The organism is Pseudomonas aylmerensis (assembly GCF_001702265.1).
In the GTDB taxonomy this organism is placed as follows: domain Bacteria; phylum Pseudomonadota; class Gammaproteobacteria; order Pseudomonadales; family Pseudomonadaceae; genus Aquipseudomonas; species Aquipseudomonas aylmerensis.
On the sequence record NZ_MAUE01000026.1, the window covers coordinates 128,313 to 144,471 of the forward strand.

The window sequence follows — 16,159 nt, forward strand, 5'->3', positions numbered from 1 at the left end:
GGCGATGGCGACCGCAAGGACCCTATCGCCGGCAAGCCGGGCGCCTGCACAAAAGCTGCTTTCAGCCCTTCAATTCCTTCAAGTGCTTGTAGACCGTCGCCCGCCCCATGCCCAGCACATTGGCCACATAGTTGGAGGCGCTCTTGCCCTTGAACGCGCCTTCGGCATGCAGCGCCAGCACCAGCTCACGCTTGTGGTCACGGGTCAGCAGGTTCAGGCTCAATTGGCGTTCACGCATCCAGGCGTGCAAGAAGGTGTTGATGCGCTCCTGCCAGTCATCACGAAAGAGTGAATCCGGTTGCGGGATCAACTTGCTCGGCGACAGGAACAGATCCAGCGCCGCCTTGGCATTCTCGAACAGCGAGATATTCAGGTTGATGCACAGCACGGCCAGGCGACGGCCGTTATGGTCATGCAGCACGGTGCTCAGGCTGCGAATCTTCTGGCCATCCCAATTGAGTTTTTCATAGGGGCCGATATTCACCTCGCTGACGTCATCGCTGAGCATGTCCTCCAGCGCCGACTCATCACCGATGCCACGTTTGGACAGGTTATTGGCGATGTAATCGACTTTTTGCGTGCGCAAGTCATGCAGCACCACTTCCGCGTGGGGAAAGAACAGCGTGGCGATTGCGTCGGCAATCGCGCGGAAGTTCTGCATGACCTTGTCGTGTTCGGCGGTGTTCATCAATGCGGCTCCAGGCGGGCGGGGGAGAGCATACCAGCGTCCAGGCCGAACCGCGTCAGTTGCTCCGGCAGCGGCGCACCGCGCACCAGTGCGGCACTGGCCTGGCCCATGGCGGGGGAGGTCTGGATGCCATAGCCGCCTTGCGCCGCGACCCAGAACAGCCCCGGCACCTGCGAGTCGAAGCCCGCCAGCAGATCCCCATCGTGGACAAAGCTGCGCAGCCCGGCCCAGGTACGGGTCGGGCGGCGGATGGTCAAGGTGGTGGCTTCTTCGATCTGGTAGATGCCCATGGCGATGTCCAACTCTTCGGGCTGGATATCCTGCGCCTCGACCGGGTCGGCGTTGGCGGGGGAGCCGAGGAACATGCCCGCGTCGGGCTTCATGTAGAAGGCTTCGTCGAGGGCCACCAGCATCGGCCAGGCGTGGGTGTCCTGGCCTTCGGGGCCGGCGAAGATAAACGCCGAGCGCCGCTTGGGTTGCAGGCCAATGGCGGCGGCGCCGGCCAGCCCGCCGATATGATCGGCCCAGGCGCCGGCGGCATTGATGATGATCGGCGCGGTGAAGGTGGCGTCCTGGGTATTCACATGCCAGAGGCCGGCGCTGTCGCGGCTCAAACCGAGGACGTGGCTGTCAGTGCGCACTTCGCCCTGATTGCGGCGAATCCCGCGCAAGTAGCCCTGGTGCAGCGCGTCGGTGTCGATGTCGCTGGCGGTGGGGTCATAAATCGCACCGTGGACTTTTTCGCGGCGCAGGATCGGCAGCATCGCACAGGCCAGGTCGGCGCTCAGTTGCTCGACCTGCGGCACGGTGGCCTTGGCGCTCAAGTACTGCGCGTTCAATTCATCCGGGTCGCCGATGAAGTCCACGGTCATTTCACCGCGTGGCGTCAGCAGTGGGTGCTCGCAGAAACCGCTGGGTGGGTGGTCGAAAAACTCACGGCTGGCGAGGGTCAGCGCGCGCACCTGCGGGGTGCCATAGGCGGCGGTATACAGCGCCGCCGAGCGTCCGGTGGAGTGGTAGGCCGGGTGGGATTCACGCTCCAGCACAATCACCTTGCCGTGCGGCGACAGCCAGAAACCGGTGGAGGCGCCGGCAATGCCGCCGCCGATGATGATGAAGTCTGCGTGGCTCATAGCTGTCTCCAAAGGGCATTAGCCAGTGCGATGTCTTCCAGGCCCAGGCCGATAGAGCGGAAGAATACGTGACGGTCGTAGGATGGGCGCGGCACCTGCTCGCTGAGCAACTCTGGCAGGTCGCCGACCACCGAGGCGATGTCCCAGCCGTGCTGCTCGGCGGCAATCAGCATTTCGCCGGCCGAGCCTGGGGTGGTACGGCGATAGTCGCAGAACACCTGCATGTCGTTGAGGCTTTGCGGCGGCACTTCATGGGCGCGCGGGGCGTTGGTGCTGATGGAGGTGATCAACGCCGGCTTGCCCAGGCGCGCCGGGTCGATCACCGGCCCGGCCGAGGAGGTGCACAGCAGGATCACGTCGGCTTCCTCCAATGCGGCATCGCAGGTTGAGGCGATCTTCAACCGCGGGTCCAGGCTTTCGAGCTGGGGATTTTTCCCGGCCAGGCTCGGCGAAAACAGGTTGATGCTCTGCCAGTCCCGCAGGTCTTTCACATAGTGCAGATGCGCCTGCGCGACCTTGCCGCTGCCGATGATCGCCAGGCGCTTTGCCTGCGGCGGCGCCAGTGCATCCACCGCCAACGCCGTGGTCGCGGCCGTGCGCGCGGTGGTCAGCTCGGCGGCATCGCACAGCAGCAACGGCTGGCCGGTTTGCATCGACATCAGCAGCGTCCAGGCCGTCACCAGCGGCCCTTGTTCGCGCACGATGTAGGGTGAGGTCTTGACCCCATACACGCCGTCCTGCGCCAGCACCCCCAGGTAGTTGATAAAGTCACCGCCGCCGTGGGGAAATTCCACCAACTGTTGCGCCGGTTGCACTGCGTGCCCGGCGGCGAGGTCGCGAAACAGCGCACGCAGGATCTGCAGTACATCCACCTGAGCAAGTAACTCGCGGGCCTGGGCGTGGTTGATGACGCGAGGTGTGCTGGACATGGGCGCTCCGATTATTGAACTTATTTGTCCATTATGGACTTTTTGTTCTGTTGGGCAAGAGGCAAACCTCAGCCCTTGAATCGGAACCCGCCCGACAACCGTTCTTTCAAAAAGCCGACCAAGGCACTCACCGACTTCGGCACGTGGGGCGAATAGGGCCGTATCAGGTAAATCTCATCGGCAAATGCGCCCTTGAGCGTCCAGTCCTTGAGCACTTGCACCAGCTTGCCGCTGGCGAGCGCGGCATGGGCGCTGAAATCCGGGAGCAGGGCAATGCCCAGGTGGTTGAGGGCCGCATCCCTTAACGCTTCGCTGTTGTTGGTGGCGAAGCTGCCGGCGATCGGTACGGTGACGCGCTCAAGGTGTTTGCTGCCGCGTTCGAAGGTCCAGGCGGGCTGGTCGCTGCCGCGTGGGTAGAACAGGCAGTTGTGCGCGCTGAGGTCGCCGGGTTCGCGCGGCTCGCCATGGCGTTGCAGGTAATCGCGGCTGGCGACCAGCACCGAGCCGGTGTCGCAGAGCTTCCAGGCCACGTGGGTTTCGGGCACCTGGAAACCGTGGCGCACCGCCAGGTCGTAGCCTTCGGCGGCCAGCGAACTCAAGGCGTCCGACACATCCAGCTGGAGGCGCACCTGCGGATACCGCTGGAGGAATTCGGACAAGTGCGGCACCAGTTGCTGGCGCGCGAACGCCACCGGGGCGGTGAGGCGCACCAGCCCGCGAATCTCCCCGGCCGAGTCGCGCACCGAGGAAAAACTGCGCGCGATCTGTTCGTAGGCACCGCGCACCTCGCGGGTCAGCGACAACCCGGCATCGGTGAGGCGCACACTGCGCGTGGTGCGCGTCACCAGCCGGGTACCGGTGGCTTTTTCCAGGTCGCTGATGCGCTGGCTGACTGCAGATTTGCTCACCCCCAACCGTGCCGCTGCAGCGGTGTAGGTGCCGTGTTCTTCCAGCACTGACAGCCAGTGGATGTGGGTCCACAAGCCTTCGATCTCGGATTTTTCCATGCGCTTATTGTTCGCTTATAAGGACAATCAGTTCTGGATTCTGCTCTGGTTTGGAACAAACCGAAAGCCTATCGTGTGTCCCAACGCCACCCACCTGGGATCTATTGCCATGACTACAACAATCGAGCACTACATCAACGATCAGCGCGTGAGCCGCGATGACCGGTATCAGGACGTCTACAACCCGGCCACCGGCGAAGTCACCGCCCGCGTCGCCCTGGCCAGCCGCCAGACCGTGTCCGAAGCCGTCGCCGCTGCGCAGGCCGCCTTCGCCGGTTGGGCCGACACCCCGCCAATCCGCCGCGCCCGCGTACTGTTCGAATACCTGCACCTGCTGCGTGAGCGCAAGGATGACCTGGCGCGCATCATCGTCGCCGAACACGGCAAGGTCTTCACCGACGCCCAGGGCGAAGTCGACCGGGGCATCGATATTCTTGAATTCGCCTGCGGCATCCCGAACCTGCTCAAGGGCGAGCATTCCGACCAGGTCTCGCGGGGCATGGACAACTGGACCCTGCGCCAGCCGCTGGGCGTGGTGGCCGGCGTCACGCCGTTCAACTTCCCGGTGATGGTACCGATGTGGATGTACCCGATCGCCATCGCGGCGGGCAACACGTTCATCCTCAAGCCGAGCCCGACCGACCCGAGCGCTTCGCTGTTCATGGCCGAGCTGCTGCATGAAGCCGGCTTGCCGAAAGGCGTATTCAACGTGGTGCAGGGCGACAAGGAATCGGTGGACGCGCTGATCGAACACCCGGACGTCAAGGCTGTGAGCTTTGTCGGATCGACACCGATTGCGCAGTACATCTATGAAACCGGCGCGCGCAACGGCAAGCGCGTGCAAGGCCTGGGCGGCGCGAAAAACCACATGGTGGTGATGCCCGACGCGGACATCGAGAAAACCGTCGACGCGCTGATGGGCGCCGCCTACGGCAGTGCCGGCGAGCGCTGCATGGCGATTTCGGTGGCGGTGCTGGTCGGCGATGTCGGTGACAAAGTCATCGCCGCCCTGACCGAACGCGCCAAGCAACTGCGCATCACCGATGGCCGGGACCTCAAGGCCGAAATGGGCCCGATCGTGTCGCGTGCGGCCCTTGAGCGCATCAGCGGCTACATCGAACAAGGTGTGAAGGCTGGCGCGCAACTGCTGCTCGACGGCCGTGACTATGTGCCGACCGAAGCGGGGTTGGAAAATGGCTTCTGGCTCGGCGCGACCCTGTTCGATCACGTGACAAAAGAGATGAGCATCTACCGCGAAGAAATCTTCGGCCCGGTGCTGGCCTGCGTGCGCGTGAGTGACTTCGGCGAGGCGATCAAGCTGGTCAACGACCACGAGTTCGGCAACGGCGTGAGCTGCTTCACCCGCGACGGCAACATTGCCCGCGAGTTCGCGCGGCGCATCGAAGTGGGCATGGTCGGCATCAACGTACCGATCCCGGTACCGATGGCCTGGCACGGCTTTGGTGGCTGGAAGAAGAGCTTGTTTGGCGACATGCATGCCTATGGCACTGAAGGTGTGCGCTTCTACACCAAGCAGAAGTCGATCATGCAGCGCTGGTCGGAGAGCATCGAGCAGGGCGCGGAGTTTGCGATGCCGGTCTCCAAGTAACAACGGTTAGAACACCGCAGGACCTCTCGTGCGAGCGGGCTTGCCCGCGATAGCGCAGGGTCAGTCAGGACATTTGTCACTGATAGACCGCTATCGCAGGCAAGCCCGCTCGCACATGTTTGCTTGCGTTCAGCGCCGCCCCGCCCGTGTACTCACATCCACCCACACCGCCAGCACCAGAATGCTGCCTTTCACAATCATCTGCCAGTAACTGTCCACGTCCAGCATCGACATGCCGTTATCCAGACTGGTAATCACCAGCGCCCCGAGCAACGCGCCATACACCGTGCCCGAGCCGCCGCGCATGGAGGTGCCGCCGATAAAGCACGCAGCAATGGCATCCAGTTCGCCCATGCTGCCCGCCGAGGGTGAGCCGGCGGCGAGGCGGGCCGTGTTGACCAGGCCGGCGAAGGCGCACATCACGCCCATGATGCCGAAGATCCACAGTTTGACCGCCTGCACGTTGATGCCCGACAGGCGCGTGGCTTCCATATTGCTGCCCACTGCATACACGCGGCGGCCGAACACGGTCTGGCTGGTGACATAGCTGAACACGCCGAGCAGCACCAGGAGCAACAGCACCGGCACCGGGATGCCGTCGTAGCTGTTGAGGGTGGTAACGAACCCGGCCAGCACCGCGCCGATCAGCACTACCCGCAGCACGTCGCGCACCCGCGAGTGCGCCGCCAGGCCATGCAGTGCGCGGTTGCGCCGTTGTTTCCAGGTAAGGAACAGCGTCAGCGCAAACAGCAACACGCCGAGCCCCACGCCCACCGCGTGCGGCAGGTAACCCTGGCCGACGTACACCAGCGACGGCGACACCGGCGCGATGGTGGTGCCGCCGGTGATCCCCAGCAGAATTCCGCGAAACGCCAGCATGCCCCCCAGGCCGACGATAAACGAGGGGATGCGCAGGTAAGCGGTCATGTAGCCGTTGGCCAATCCGATCATCAACCCGCACAGCGCCACCAGGCTGAGGTTGGCCAGCAGCGGCACGTGATAGACCACGTCCAGGATCGCCGCGAGCCCGCCCAGTAAACCCAGCAGCGAACCCACCGACAAATCGATCTCGCCGCTGATGATCACCAGCACCATGCCGCAGGCCAGGATCCCGGTGATCGCCATCTGGCGCAGCAGATTGGAGAGGTTGCGCGGGGTGAGGAAACCGCCCTCGGTCTGCCAGGTGAAAAACAGCCAGATGAACGCCACGGCGATCACCAGTGCGAGCATTTTGTAGCGGGTAAACAGCTGTTTGACCTGATTCATCTACTCGGTTTTCCGATCGTTATTATTGTGTTGGCTGAGCGCCGCGGCGAGCACCTGTTCCTGGGTGAGCCCCTGGTTGATGAAATCGCCGCGCAACTGGCCGTCGCCGATCACCAGCACGCGGTTGGACACGCCGAGCACTTCGGCCAGCTCCGAGGAGACCATGATGATCGATACCCCTTCGGCCGCCAGCGCGCCCATCAGCTTGTAGATCTCGTACTTGGCGCCCACATCCACGCCGCGCGTGGGCTCGTCGAGGATCAGTACCTTGGGCTGGGTCATCAGCATTTTCGCCAGCACGGCTTTTTGCTGATTGCCGCCGGACAGGCTGGTGATCGGCAAAAACGGGCTGGACGTCTTCAGGTGCATGCGTGTGATTTGCTGATCGATGCTGCCCAGTTCGGCCTCGGCGTCGATGCGGGTCATGTGCGCGTAGGTGTCGAGTACGGCAAGGGTGATGTTCTGGCCGACGCCCAGGTCCGGGATGATGCCTTGGCGCTTGCGGTCCTCGGGCACCATGCACAGCCCGGCGCGGATGGATTTGAGCGGCGTGCGGGTGTCGATCACCTGGCCGTCCAGCCACACCTCGCCGCTGTAGCGGCCGGGGTAGGCACCGAACAGTGCCGACACCAGTTCCGTGCGCCCGGCACCGACCAGACCGGCAATGCCGAGGATTTCCCCGCGCCTGAGGCTGAATGAAATATCGTCGACGCGTTTACGCCTGGGGTTGTCGACGTCGTAACAGGTGACATTGCGCGCCTCGAAAACCACCTCGCCGATGTCATGGGGTTGGGTGGGGTAGAGGTTGCTCATTTCCCGCCCGACCATCTGCGTAATGATCCGCGGGATATCCATGTCGGCCATGGCCGTGGTCGCGATGTGCTTGCCGTCGCGGATCACCGAGACGGTGTCGCACACCGCCGCCACTTCATCGAGCTTGTGCGAGATGTACACGCAGGCCACGCCCTTGGCCTTGAGGTCACGGATGATGTCGAGCAGCACCTCGATTTCCGAGCGGGTCAGGGCCGAGGAGGGCTCGTCGAGAATCAGCAGGCGCGCCTGCTTGTTCAGGGCCTTGGCGATTTCCACCAGCTGCTGGTAACCGCCGCCGTACTGCGACACCGGCAGCGCCACGTTCATGTCCGGGACCTTGAGTTCGCGCATCAACTGTTCGGCGCGATGGATCATCGCCGGGTAGTTCATGCGCCCGCCGGGCAGGGTCAGTTCGTGGCCCATGAAGATGTTCTCGGCCACCGACAGGTCGGGCACCAGCGTCAGCTCCTGGTGAATGATGACGATGCCGGCGGCCTCGGTTTCACTGATGGACTGGGCCTTGAGCGGCTGTCCGTCCCAGAGAATTTCTCCCTCCCAGGTGCCATACGGATAGACCGCCGACAGCACCTTCATCAAGGTGGATTTGCCGGCGCCGTTCTCACCGCACAGGCCGACACATTCCCCCGGCCGCACCTTGATATCGATGCCGTTGAGCGCGTTGACCCCGCCAAAGCTTTTGACGATGCCGTTCATTTGCAGCAGGTAGTCAGCCATGGCGGTCACAGCCCGCCAATCTGCTCTTTGGTATAGAAACCGTCCTTCTCCAGCAGGTCGATATTGGCCTTGGTCAGCGGTGTCGGGGTCAGCAGGATGGTGTCGACCTGCTTGCTGCCGTTGTCGTACTGCGAGCTATAGGACGGCTTCTCATTGCGCGCCAGTTGCACCGACAGCTTGGCGGCTTCGGTGGCGATCAACTTGAGTGGTTTGTACACGGTCATGGTCTGGGTGCCGTCGATCACACGCTTGACGGCGGCGAGGTCGGCGTCCTGGCCGGAGATCGGCACCTTGCCGGCGAGCTTCTGCGCGGCCAGCGCCTGGATCGCACCGCCGGCGGTGGCGTCGTTGGAGGCGACGATGGCGTCGATCTTGTTGTTGTTCCGGGTCAGGGCGTTTTCGACGATGCCCAGCGCTTCGGTAGGGTTCCATTCCTTGACCCACTGCTGGCCGACAATCTTGATATCGCCCTTGTCGATGGCCGGCTGCAGCACTTTCATCTGGCCTTCGCGCAGCACTTTCGCGTTGTTGTCGGTGGGCGCGCCGCCGAGCAGGAAGTAGTTGCCCTTGGGCGCCGCTTGCAGCACACCGTTGGCCTGCATCTCGCCGACTTTTTCGTTATCGAAGGAGATGTAGGCGTCGATATCGGCATTGAGGATCAGGCGGTCATAGGACACCACCTTGATCCCGGCCTTCTTGGCTTCGGCGACGGCGTTGGTGAGCACGGTGGCGTTGAACGGCACGATCACGATCACGTCGACGCCGCGTGAGATCAGGTTTTCGATCTGGGAAATCTGCTTCTGCTCGTTGGCATCGGCGGACTGCACGAAGACCTTGGCATCGAGTTTTTCTGCCGCCGCGACGAAGTAATCGCGGTCTCGCGACCAGCGCTCCAGGCGCAGGTCGTCGATGGAGAAACCGATCTTCGGGTGCGCAGGATCAGCCATCACCGGCAGGGCGAGCAAGGCCAGGGCAGTGGCGAGCAGCGTGCGTTTGAATGCTTTCATGGTGGTGCGTCCTTTTATTGTTGTTGGAAAGACACTGTGCGAAGACTCTAGGCGAACACTGTATTTGTGGCGAGCAGCCTCTTTGTGGCAAGTGGGTTCTTTGGGTTGAGCAGCCTCTTTGTGGCAAGTGGGTTCATTGGGTTGAGCAGCCTCTTTGTGGCTAGCAGGCTTATTGAGGCTAGCAAGCTTGTTGTGGCGAGCGGGCTTGCCCCGCGTTGGGCTGCGAAGCAGCCCCTATTGCAAGCGACCGGGTTCAACCTGGCACACCGAGGTGCCTGGTCTTGGGGCCGCTTCGCAGCCCAACGCGGGGCAAGCCCGCTCACCACAAAGAGCCCACTTGCCACAAAGAGGCTGCTCATCACAAAAAGCCCATTTGCCACAACAAGCCCACTTGCCATAACAAGTCCGCCAGCCAAAGGAAGTCCGCTCGCCATCAGGGATAGATAAACCGGTTGACCACCCCCTCCAGCATCTCCTGCCGGCCGCTCACTGCCTGCGGGTTCAGTTCGTGCTCAAAGGCATGCTCGGCCAGCGATGCCAGGCTGAACTCGCCCGCCAGTACGGCTTTGCCCAGCGGCTGCTGCCAACCGGCATAGCGCTGGTCCTTGAACTGCTGCAGACGGTCGTTCTGCACCATCGCCGCCGCACGCTCCAGTGCCAGGGCGAGCACATCCATCGCCGCGACGTGGCCATGGAACAGGTCGACGTCGTCCAGGCTCTGCCGGCGCACCTTGGAGTCGAAGTTGTAGCCGCCATTCTTGAAACCCCCGGCCTTGAGGATTTCATAAGTGGCGAGTGTCATCTCCTCGACGCTGTTGGGGAATTGGTCGGTGTCCCAGCCGTTCTGCGGATCGCCGCGATTGGCGTCGATGCTGCCGAAGATGCCCAGCGACACTGCTGTGGCAATCTCATGATGAAAGCTGTGCCCGGCCAGGGTCGCGTGGTTGGCCTCGATGTTGACCTTGATCTCGTGTTCCAGGCCGTATTCATGCAGGAAGCCGAACACCGTGGCGCTGTCGTAATCGTACTGGTGCTTGGTCGGCTCCTGAGGCTTGGGCTCGATCAGCAGGTCGCCCTTGAAGCCGATCTTGTGCTTGTGCTCCACCACCATGCGCATAAAGCGCCCGAGTTGCTCGCGCTCGCGTTTGAGGTCGGTGTTGAGCAGGGTTTCATAGCCCTCGCGGCCACCCCACAGCACATAGTTGGACCCCTTGAGCCGCAGCGTGGCGTTCATCGCGCTGAACACCTGCGCGGCGGCGTAGGCAAACACTTGCGGGTCGGGGTTGCTGGCGGCGCCGGCGGCAAACCGTGGGTTGCTGAAGCAGTTGGCGGTGCCCCACAGCAGGCGGATGCCAGTCTCTTCCTGATGGCGTTCGAGCTGATCGACCATCTGCGCGAAGTGGTTGCGGTACTCCTTCAGCGAGCTGCCTTCCGGCGCCACGTCGGTGTCGTGAAAGCTGTAGTAGTCGATGCCCAGCTTGGAGAAAAACTCAAACGCCGCCTGCGCCTTGCCGATGGCCAGTTCCATCGGGTCACCGCTGCGCTGCCACGGGCGCTTGAAGGTGCCCACGCCAAACATGTCGGCCCCCGGCCACACGAAGGTGTGCCAATAGCAGGCTGCCATACGCAGGTGCTCGCGCATGGGTTTGCCGAGGATCAGCTTGTTGGCGTCGTAATGGCGAAAGGCGAGGGGAGCATCGCTGTCGGGGCCTTCGAAGCGAACCTTCTCGACACCGGGGAAGTACGTCATGGCGTTTTCCTTATTGTTCTTGGCGGTGTCTGGATACTAGCAACGGCACCTGGCCTGCCGATTATGAAAATCATCAAGGTGTGGTGCGATTTTGAGTGGCGGGGGCTAGTCTGTAGCGACTGGCCTTCGGACAAAAACAATGAAAACCCTACCGCCCGTGCACCGCATTGCCTTGCTGTTCAACGGCAGCAAGATCTACGACCGGGGCATCATCACCGGCATCGGCAATTACTTGAGCAGCACCCGCGCGTCCTGGGATCTGTTCCTTGAAGAAGACTTCCTGTGCCGCCTCAAGGGCATCGAGCGCTGGCAGGGGGACGGCATCATCGCTGACTTCGACGACCCGTTGATTGGCGAAGCACTGGCCAATATCAAGCTGCCGGTGGTGGCGGTGGGCGGCTCCTACCAGGATGCGCGTGCTTATCCCACCGGCATTCCTTACGTGGCCACTGACAACCATGCGCTGATGAAACTGGCCTACGAACACCTGATCGAGGCCGGTCTGACCCGGTTTGCCTGTTTCAGCCTGCCCGAGGCACAGGCCAATCGCTGGGCGCAGGAGCGCGAGAAAGCCTTTCGCTTGCTGCTGCAGCGGGACGGCTTGCACGTCGAGGTCTATCGCGGTTTGGGAACCAGCGCGCCGCTTTGGGACAGCGCAGTGGAGCAGCAGATCGCCTGGCTGCAGAGCCTGCCCAAGCCGATCGGCATCATCGCCGTCACCGACGCCCGCGCGCGGCAATTGCTGCAAGCCTGTTTGACTGCCGGCATCGCGGTGCCGGAGGAAGTGGCGTTGATCGGCATCGACAACGACCCGCTGACCCGCACCCTCACGCGGGTGCCGCTCAGCTCAGTGATCCAGGGCACCGAAACCATGGGGCGCACGGCGGCGGCATTGCTGCACCAGATGCTGCACGGCAAGCCCTGCACCGGTACGCAGATCTTGGTGCCGCCGGAGGCGATCAATGTGCAGGCCTCCAGTTTGCACCAGCCGCTGGGGAATCCGTATGTGATGCAGGCCCTGCTGTTTATCCGCCAGTACGCGTGCCAGGGCATCAAAACCGCGCAAGTGGCGGCTTATGTGGGGGTGTCGCGCTCGTCACTGGAGTCGCACTTTCGCAAGGAACGCGGCTGCAGCGTGCATGACGAGATCCTGCGCTTCAAACTCGCCGCCGCCGCCAAGGGCCTGGAAAACCAGGCACTGGCGATTGCCGATATTGCCCAGCAGTGCGGCTTCAAGTCCGCGCAGTACCTGCATACGGTGTTTCGGCGCGAGTTTGGCTGCACGCCGCGCGAGTACCAGCAGGGCACGTCCTAGGTCATTGTGGGAGCGGGCTTGCCCGCGATAGCGGTGTGTCAGCTTATTGATCCTGCTTGGAACTACCGCTATCGCAGGCAAACCAGCGCCTGCATTTTTTGACTGTTGAGACGCTTAGAACACGGCCTTGACCTGCAAGCCCAACACCAACGCGTTGTCGATGTCCGAGCCGGAAAACGCTCCCGGTTCGATGATGTATTGCACATCCGGGCGCAGGTTCAGCCAAGGCGTAGCCTGGTAGCCGTAGCTGAGTTCGATCAGCTGTTCGGCATTGTCCAGGTTGGGGTAGCTGTTGCCTGCGTTGAACGCCGCCAGTTCCTGCACGTCACGGCTGCGCGGGTTCGGCACGGCACGGCCATAACCCAGGGCGAGGGTATCGCGCGGGCGCCCTTCGAACGGTTTGTACAGCACTACGCCCGCGCCATACCACTTGCTGAACGGCGAGGCCGCTTCGCTGGCGGCGGAGTATTGGCCGAAGGCGTGCAGCACACGGCCGGCGGAGCTGCTGGAGGCCCATACGGCCTGGTCGATCAACAGGTAGTGACCGCCACGCCCGCTGACGTCTTTGTCGCTGCCGATGCGTTTTACATTCGAGCTGTCGTAGTAATAGCCCAGCTTGTATTCACCCGGCAGCGTGCCGGCGTGCTTGTACACCAGCTCGATCGGCACCACGGTGCCGGTGGTGTGCTTGGGCCCCAGGTGCCAGGCGCGGCTGGAGTTGCCGTTGCTGTCCGGGTCCACGTTGAAAGCGGCCACGCGCAGTTGCCAGGACGGCGAGAAGTCATACTTCACCCGTGCGCCCAGGCGCGCATTCGGGTAGTTGGTCCAGCCGCTGCCGCCGGACATGTTCAGCGGGTGCCCGCAGAAACCGGCGTTCATGAAGTTGCACAGAATGCCGCTGTCCAGGCCGCCAAGATCATTGCCCATGGCCATGTAGCCGAGCTTGAGATTCAGCGCCGGAGTGAACAGCGTGCGCTCGTAGCTCAGCTCGGTGAGACGGGTGTAGAGGCCACCGTAGTTTTCCTGGATCGGCAGGCGGTTGCCCACCAGGTCCTCGGAGGCGCTGTTGCCGCGCCGGTCATTGATGGTCAGCTGGATGCGGTCGCCATTGTTGAAGCCGTACAGCTTGCCCAGGTCGAACTGCACGCCGAGCTTGAGGTTCTGCGAATAACGCGCCGAACGGTGCTGGCCGCCGTGGGCGTTATAGGCGGTTTCGCCGCTGTAGTCGCCGGTAAAGCGGATACCTTGCTCGTCCAGCTCGCGGCGCAGGCCGCCCCAGTCGCCGGTCAGGGTGGTGTCGTCGGCTTGGGCGGGCAGGGCGGCACTGAAGGCCAGGCCCAGCAACAGGCGCCCAAGCAGGCGGTCGGGAAAAAAGTGAGAAGTGGGGGTCATGCGCGGTCTTCCAAAAAGCCGAAAGCGCGGTGCGGGGGACACCGCGCGAACACAGGGGTTATGGCAGGGCGTAGGCGATCACGTAGTCGCCACGGTCGGTGGACTGGCGTGCGCCGCCGGCGGTGATGACGATGTACTGCTTGCCGGTTTTTGGCGACACGTAGGTCATCGGGCCACCCTGGCTGCCGACGGGCAGGCGGGCTTTCCAGATTTCATCACCGTTGTTGCTGTTGAACGCGCGCAGGTAGAAGTCCTGGGTGCCGGCAATGAAGATCAGGCCGCCCTGGGTCGACAGGGTACCGCCGAGGGTCGGCAGGCCGATCTTGATCGGCAGGTGCATGCGGATGCCCAGCGGACCGGTGTCTTCAACGGTGCCCACCGGCACTTGCCACGCGACCTTTTGGGTCTTCATGTCGATGGCGGTAAGGGTGCCGAACGGCGGCGCCTGGCACGGAATGCCGGCCACCGACAGGAAGCGGTTTTTGTTCACCGCATATGGCGTGCCCTTGAGCGGTACTGCGCCCATGCCGGTGTTCAACGCTTCGCCACCGGACGAGGCTTGCGCCTTGTTCTGCGACGGCACCATCTGGATCCACAGGCCCAGGCGCATGTCGTTGACGAAGATAAAACCGTGCACCGGGTCGGTGGAGATGCTGCCCCAGTTCATGCCACCCAGGGAGCCTGGGAAACTCAGCGACTTGTCGGTGCCTGGCGCGGTGTACAGGCCTTCATAGCGCATGCCCTTGAAGTCGATACGGCACAGCAACTGGTCGTACGGCGTGGCGCCCCACATGTCCGACTCGGTCAGGGTCTGCGCGCCGATCTGCGGCATGCCCACCGATTTCGGCTGGGTCGGCGAGTAGGGTTCGTTAGGAATGTTGGCGGCCTTGACCGGGACTTCCTTGACGTCGGTCAGCGGCTTGCCGGTGGCGCGGTCGAGCACATAGATCTGCCCGGCCTTGGTGCCGATCACCACCGCTGGAACTGCCTTGTCGCTGCCCGGTGGGGTGAAGTCGATCAGGCTCGGCTGCATCGGCAGGTCGAAGTCCCACAGGTCATTGTGGACCGTCTGGTACACCCACTTTTCAGCACCGGTGGAGGCATCCAGTGCCAGCACCGAGGCGCCGTATTTGTGGTTCAGTTGAGTACGTTCGACGCCGTAGATGTCGGTGGACGAGCTGCCCATCGGCAGGAAGACCGTGTTCATCAGCGGGTCGTAAGACATCGGCGCCCAGCTGTTCGGCGTGCTGCGCACATAGGTGCTGCCGTCGGCCGGTGCTTGCTTGTCTTGCGGGTTGCCCGGGTCGAAGGCCCAGCGCATTTGGCCGCTGATCACGTCGAAGCCACGGATCACGCCGCCAGGCATGTCGGTCTGCACGTTGTCGGCGACGCGGCCGCCGACCACCACGGTGGTGCCGGCAATCAACGGCGCGGACGACAGCTGGTAGTAGCTGTCCGGTACATCGCCGAGGCCGGCCTTGAGGTCCACCTGGCCATGGGTGCCAAAGTCTTCGCAGAATTTGCCGGTGTCGGCATCCACGGCGATCAGGCGCGCATCAATGGTGTTGGTCAGCAAGCGGCGCTGGCACTGCGCACCGGCAGGCACGCTGGCGGCAATGATCGGCGAGCTGTTGGGCTGGGTCGGCTGGGCGATCGGCGCGGTGGCGTCAAAGTAGGCCATGCCCCGGCAACGCTGCCAGACCGCCGATTTGGCGTTGACCTCGTTCTTCCACAGCTCTTTGCCGGTATCGGCGTCGAGGGCGATCAGGTTGTTGTGCGGCGTGCAGATAAACACCTTGTTGCCGATCTGCAAGGGCGTGAGCTGGTCTTCGGCACCGTTGCCGTCGCTGATCGCCACGTCACCGGTGTGGTAGGTCCACGCCACCTTGAGTTTGTCGATATTGTCGCGATTGATCTGGTCCAGCGCGGCGAAGCGGCTGCCACCTTCGGTGTTGCCGTAGTGCGCCCAGTCTTTCTGCGCGTCGGCTGCAGCCACCGGCGTGATGCCCGGGCCAGTACCGTTGGGCGCGACACTCGGATGGGCGACAAACATATTGCCCGCCGCAACCGCCACACCCACCGCCAGCACGGCGGCGACGCCATAGGCACCGCGTGCAGGCCGGCCAGCCAGCAGCGGATAGACCAGCGCCACCACCAGGCCGATGGCCGCAAACATGAACAGCCGCGAGAACAGCGGCCAGAACACCAGCCCGACATCGGCCACTGCCCAGATCGCCGTCCCCACCAGGAACGCTGCGAACAACCACGCGCCAGCGGTTTTGCCTCGGGCGATCAACAGCCCGGAAACCGCCATGGCCACGCCGCCGATCAGGAAGTACCAGGAACCGCCGAGGCTCACCAGTTTGGCGCCGCCAACAGCCAGCGCGAGGCCGAGCAGGGCGATGATGACGCCCAAACCCAGCAGGAGGAATCTAGAGGCGCCATGGGCGCGCGATGCTCGTTTCATATCGACAGGACTCGAAGGTGAGAGGGCAAAGACGCGATTTTAGCAAGA

The 16,159-nt window shown here is 63.2% G+C and carries 12 protein-coding genes; 2 read left to right on the forward strand and 10 right to left on the reverse strand.

Annotation, left to right across the window (positions count from 1 at the left end; genetic code table 11):
• Window positions 1–61: 61 nt before the first annotated feature.
• The 4 genes from BBG20_RS18240 to BBG20_RS18255 form a co-directional block, all read right to left on the reverse strand.
• Window positions 62–688, reverse strand: a complete 627-nt coding sequence (locus BBG20_RS18240) for a helix-turn-helix transcriptional regulator (protein WP_065905656.1) — start codon at window positions 686–688, stop codon at window positions 62–64.
• Complete coding sequence (locus tag BBG20_RS18245) at window positions 688–1,821, reverse strand: NAD(P)/FAD-dependent oxidoreductase (RefSeq protein ID WP_065905658.1); 1,134 nt, start codon at window positions 1,819–1,821, stop codon at window positions 688–690. Before BBG20_RS18245 ends, BBG20_RS18240 begins: the two co-directional genes overlap by 1 nt.
• A complete protein-coding gene (locus BBG20_RS18250) occupies window positions 1,818–2,750 on the reverse strand; it encodes an ornithine cyclodeaminase family protein (protein ID WP_065905659.1) in 933 nt (310 codons plus the stop codon). The genes BBG20_RS18245 and BBG20_RS18250 overlap by 4 nt, the downstream gene beginning before the upstream one ends.
• 68 nt (window positions 2,751–2,818) lie before the next feature.
• Window positions 2,819–3,757, reverse strand: coding sequence for a LysR family transcriptional regulator (locus tag BBG20_RS18255; protein ID WP_065905660.1), 939 nt, complete (start codon window positions 3,755–3,757; stop codon window positions 2,819–2,821).
• 109 nt (window positions 3,758–3,866) lie between these two features.
• On the opposite strand from BBG20_RS18255, the gene BBG20_RS18260 reads away from it, so the two are divergent.
• On the forward strand, window positions 3,867–5,366 hold the full coding sequence (locus BBG20_RS18260) for a CoA-acylating methylmalonate-semialdehyde dehydrogenase (protein ID WP_065905661.1): 1,500 nt from the start codon (window positions 3,867–3,869) through the stop codon (window positions 5,364–5,366).
• Window positions 5,367–5,495: 129 nt separating this feature from the next.
• Here BBG20_RS18260 and BBG20_RS18265 read toward each other — a convergent pair whose 3' ends face one another.
• From BBG20_RS18265 to xylA, 4 genes are all read right to left on the reverse strand, one after another.
• Window positions 5,496–6,632, reverse strand: coding sequence for a sugar ABC transporter permease (locus BBG20_RS18265; RefSeq protein ID WP_065905663.1), 1,137 nt, complete (start codon window positions 6,630–6,632; stop codon window positions 5,496–5,498).
• Window positions 6,633–8,180: a D-xylose ABC transporter ATP-binding protein gene (xylG, locus tag BBG20_RS18270; RefSeq protein WP_177343951.1), complete on the reverse strand. Its 1,548-nt coding sequence runs from the start codon at window positions 8,178–8,180 to the stop codon at window positions 6,633–6,635.
• Between the two features lie 5 nt (window positions 8,181–8,185).
• Window positions 8,186–9,187 (reverse strand): D-xylose ABC transporter substrate-binding protein, encoded by a 1,002-nt coding sequence (xylF, locus tag BBG20_RS18275; protein WP_065905667.1) that lies wholly within the window; start codon window positions 9,185–9,187, stop codon window positions 8,186–8,188.
• Window positions 9,188–9,620: 433 nt separating this feature from the next.
• Window positions 9,621–10,937 (reverse strand): xylose isomerase, encoded by a 1,317-nt coding sequence (gene xylA, locus BBG20_RS18280; protein WP_065905671.1) that lies wholly within the window; start codon window positions 10,935–10,937, stop codon window positions 9,621–9,623.
• A gap of 139 nt (window positions 10,938–11,076) precedes the next feature.
• Between xylA and BBG20_RS18285 the strand changes: the two genes are divergently transcribed.
• Complete coding sequence (locus BBG20_RS18285; protein ID WP_065905674.1) at window positions 11,077–12,252, forward strand: XylR family transcriptional regulator; 1,176 nt, start codon at window positions 11,077–11,079, stop codon at window positions 12,250–12,252.
• A 114-nt stretch (window positions 12,253–12,366) separates the two neighbouring features.
• On the opposite strand, the gene BBG20_RS18290 is transcribed toward BBG20_RS18285, so the two are convergent.
• Complete coding sequence (locus tag BBG20_RS18290; RefSeq protein ID WP_065905677.1) at window positions 12,367–13,644, reverse strand: carbohydrate porin; 1,278 nt, start codon at window positions 13,642–13,644, stop codon at window positions 12,367–12,369.
• Window positions 13,645–13,702: 58 nt separating this feature from the next.
• On the reverse strand, window positions 13,703–16,111 hold the full coding sequence (locus BBG20_RS18295) for a glucose/quinate/shikimate family membrane-bound PQQ-dependent dehydrogenase (RefSeq protein ID WP_065905680.1): 2,409 nt from the start codon (window positions 16,109–16,111) through the stop codon (window positions 13,703–13,705).
• Between the last annotated feature and the right edge of the window lie 48 nt (window positions 16,112–16,159).

Excerpts from the sequence above, each read along its gene's own strand:
- BBG20_RS18240 (WP_065905656.1), bottom strand. The coding sequence starts at position 688 with ATGAACACCGCCGAACACGACAAGGTCATGCAGAACTTCCGCGCGATT.
- BBG20_RS18245 (WP_065905658.1), bottom strand. The coding sequence starts at position 1,821 with ATGAGCCACGCAGACTTCATCATCATCGGCGGCGGCATTGCCGGCGCC.
- BBG20_RS18250 (WP_065905659.1), bottom strand. The coding sequence starts at position 2,750 with ATGTCCAGCACACCTCGCGTCATCAACCACGCCCAGGCCCGCGAGTTA.
- BBG20_RS18255 (WP_065905660.1), bottom strand. The coding sequence starts at position 3,757 with ATGGAAAAATCCGAGATCGAAGGCTTGTGGACCCACATCCACTGGCTG.
- BBG20_RS18260 (WP_065905661.1), top strand. The coding sequence starts at position 3,867 with ATGACTACAACAATCGAGCACTACATCAACGATCAGCGCGTGAGCCGC.
- BBG20_RS18265 (WP_065905663.1), bottom strand. The coding sequence starts at position 6,632 with ATGAATCAGGTCAAACAGCTGTTTACCCGCTACAAAATGCTCGCACTG.
- xylG (WP_177343951.1), bottom strand. The coding sequence starts at position 8,180 with ATGGCTGACTACCTGCTGCAAATGAACGGCATCGTCAAAAGCTTTGGC.
- xylF (WP_065905667.1), bottom strand. The coding sequence starts at position 9,187 with ATGAAAGCATTCAAACGCACGCTGCTCGCCACTGCCCTGGCCTTGCTC.
- xylA (WP_065905671.1), bottom strand. The coding sequence starts at position 10,937 with ATGACGTACTTCCCCGGTGTCGAGAAGGTTCGCTTCGAAGGCCCCGAC.
- BBG20_RS18285 (WP_065905674.1), top strand. The coding sequence starts at position 11,077 with ATGAAAACCCTACCGCCCGTGCACCGCATTGCCTTGCTGTTCAACGGC.
- BBG20_RS18290 (WP_065905677.1), bottom strand. The coding sequence starts at position 13,644 with ATGACCCCCACTTCTCACTTTTTTCCCGACCGCCTGCTTGGGCGCCTG.
- BBG20_RS18295 (WP_065905680.1), bottom strand. The coding sequence starts at position 16,111 with ATGAAACGAGCATCGCGCGCCCATGGCGCCTCTAGATTCCTCCTGCTG.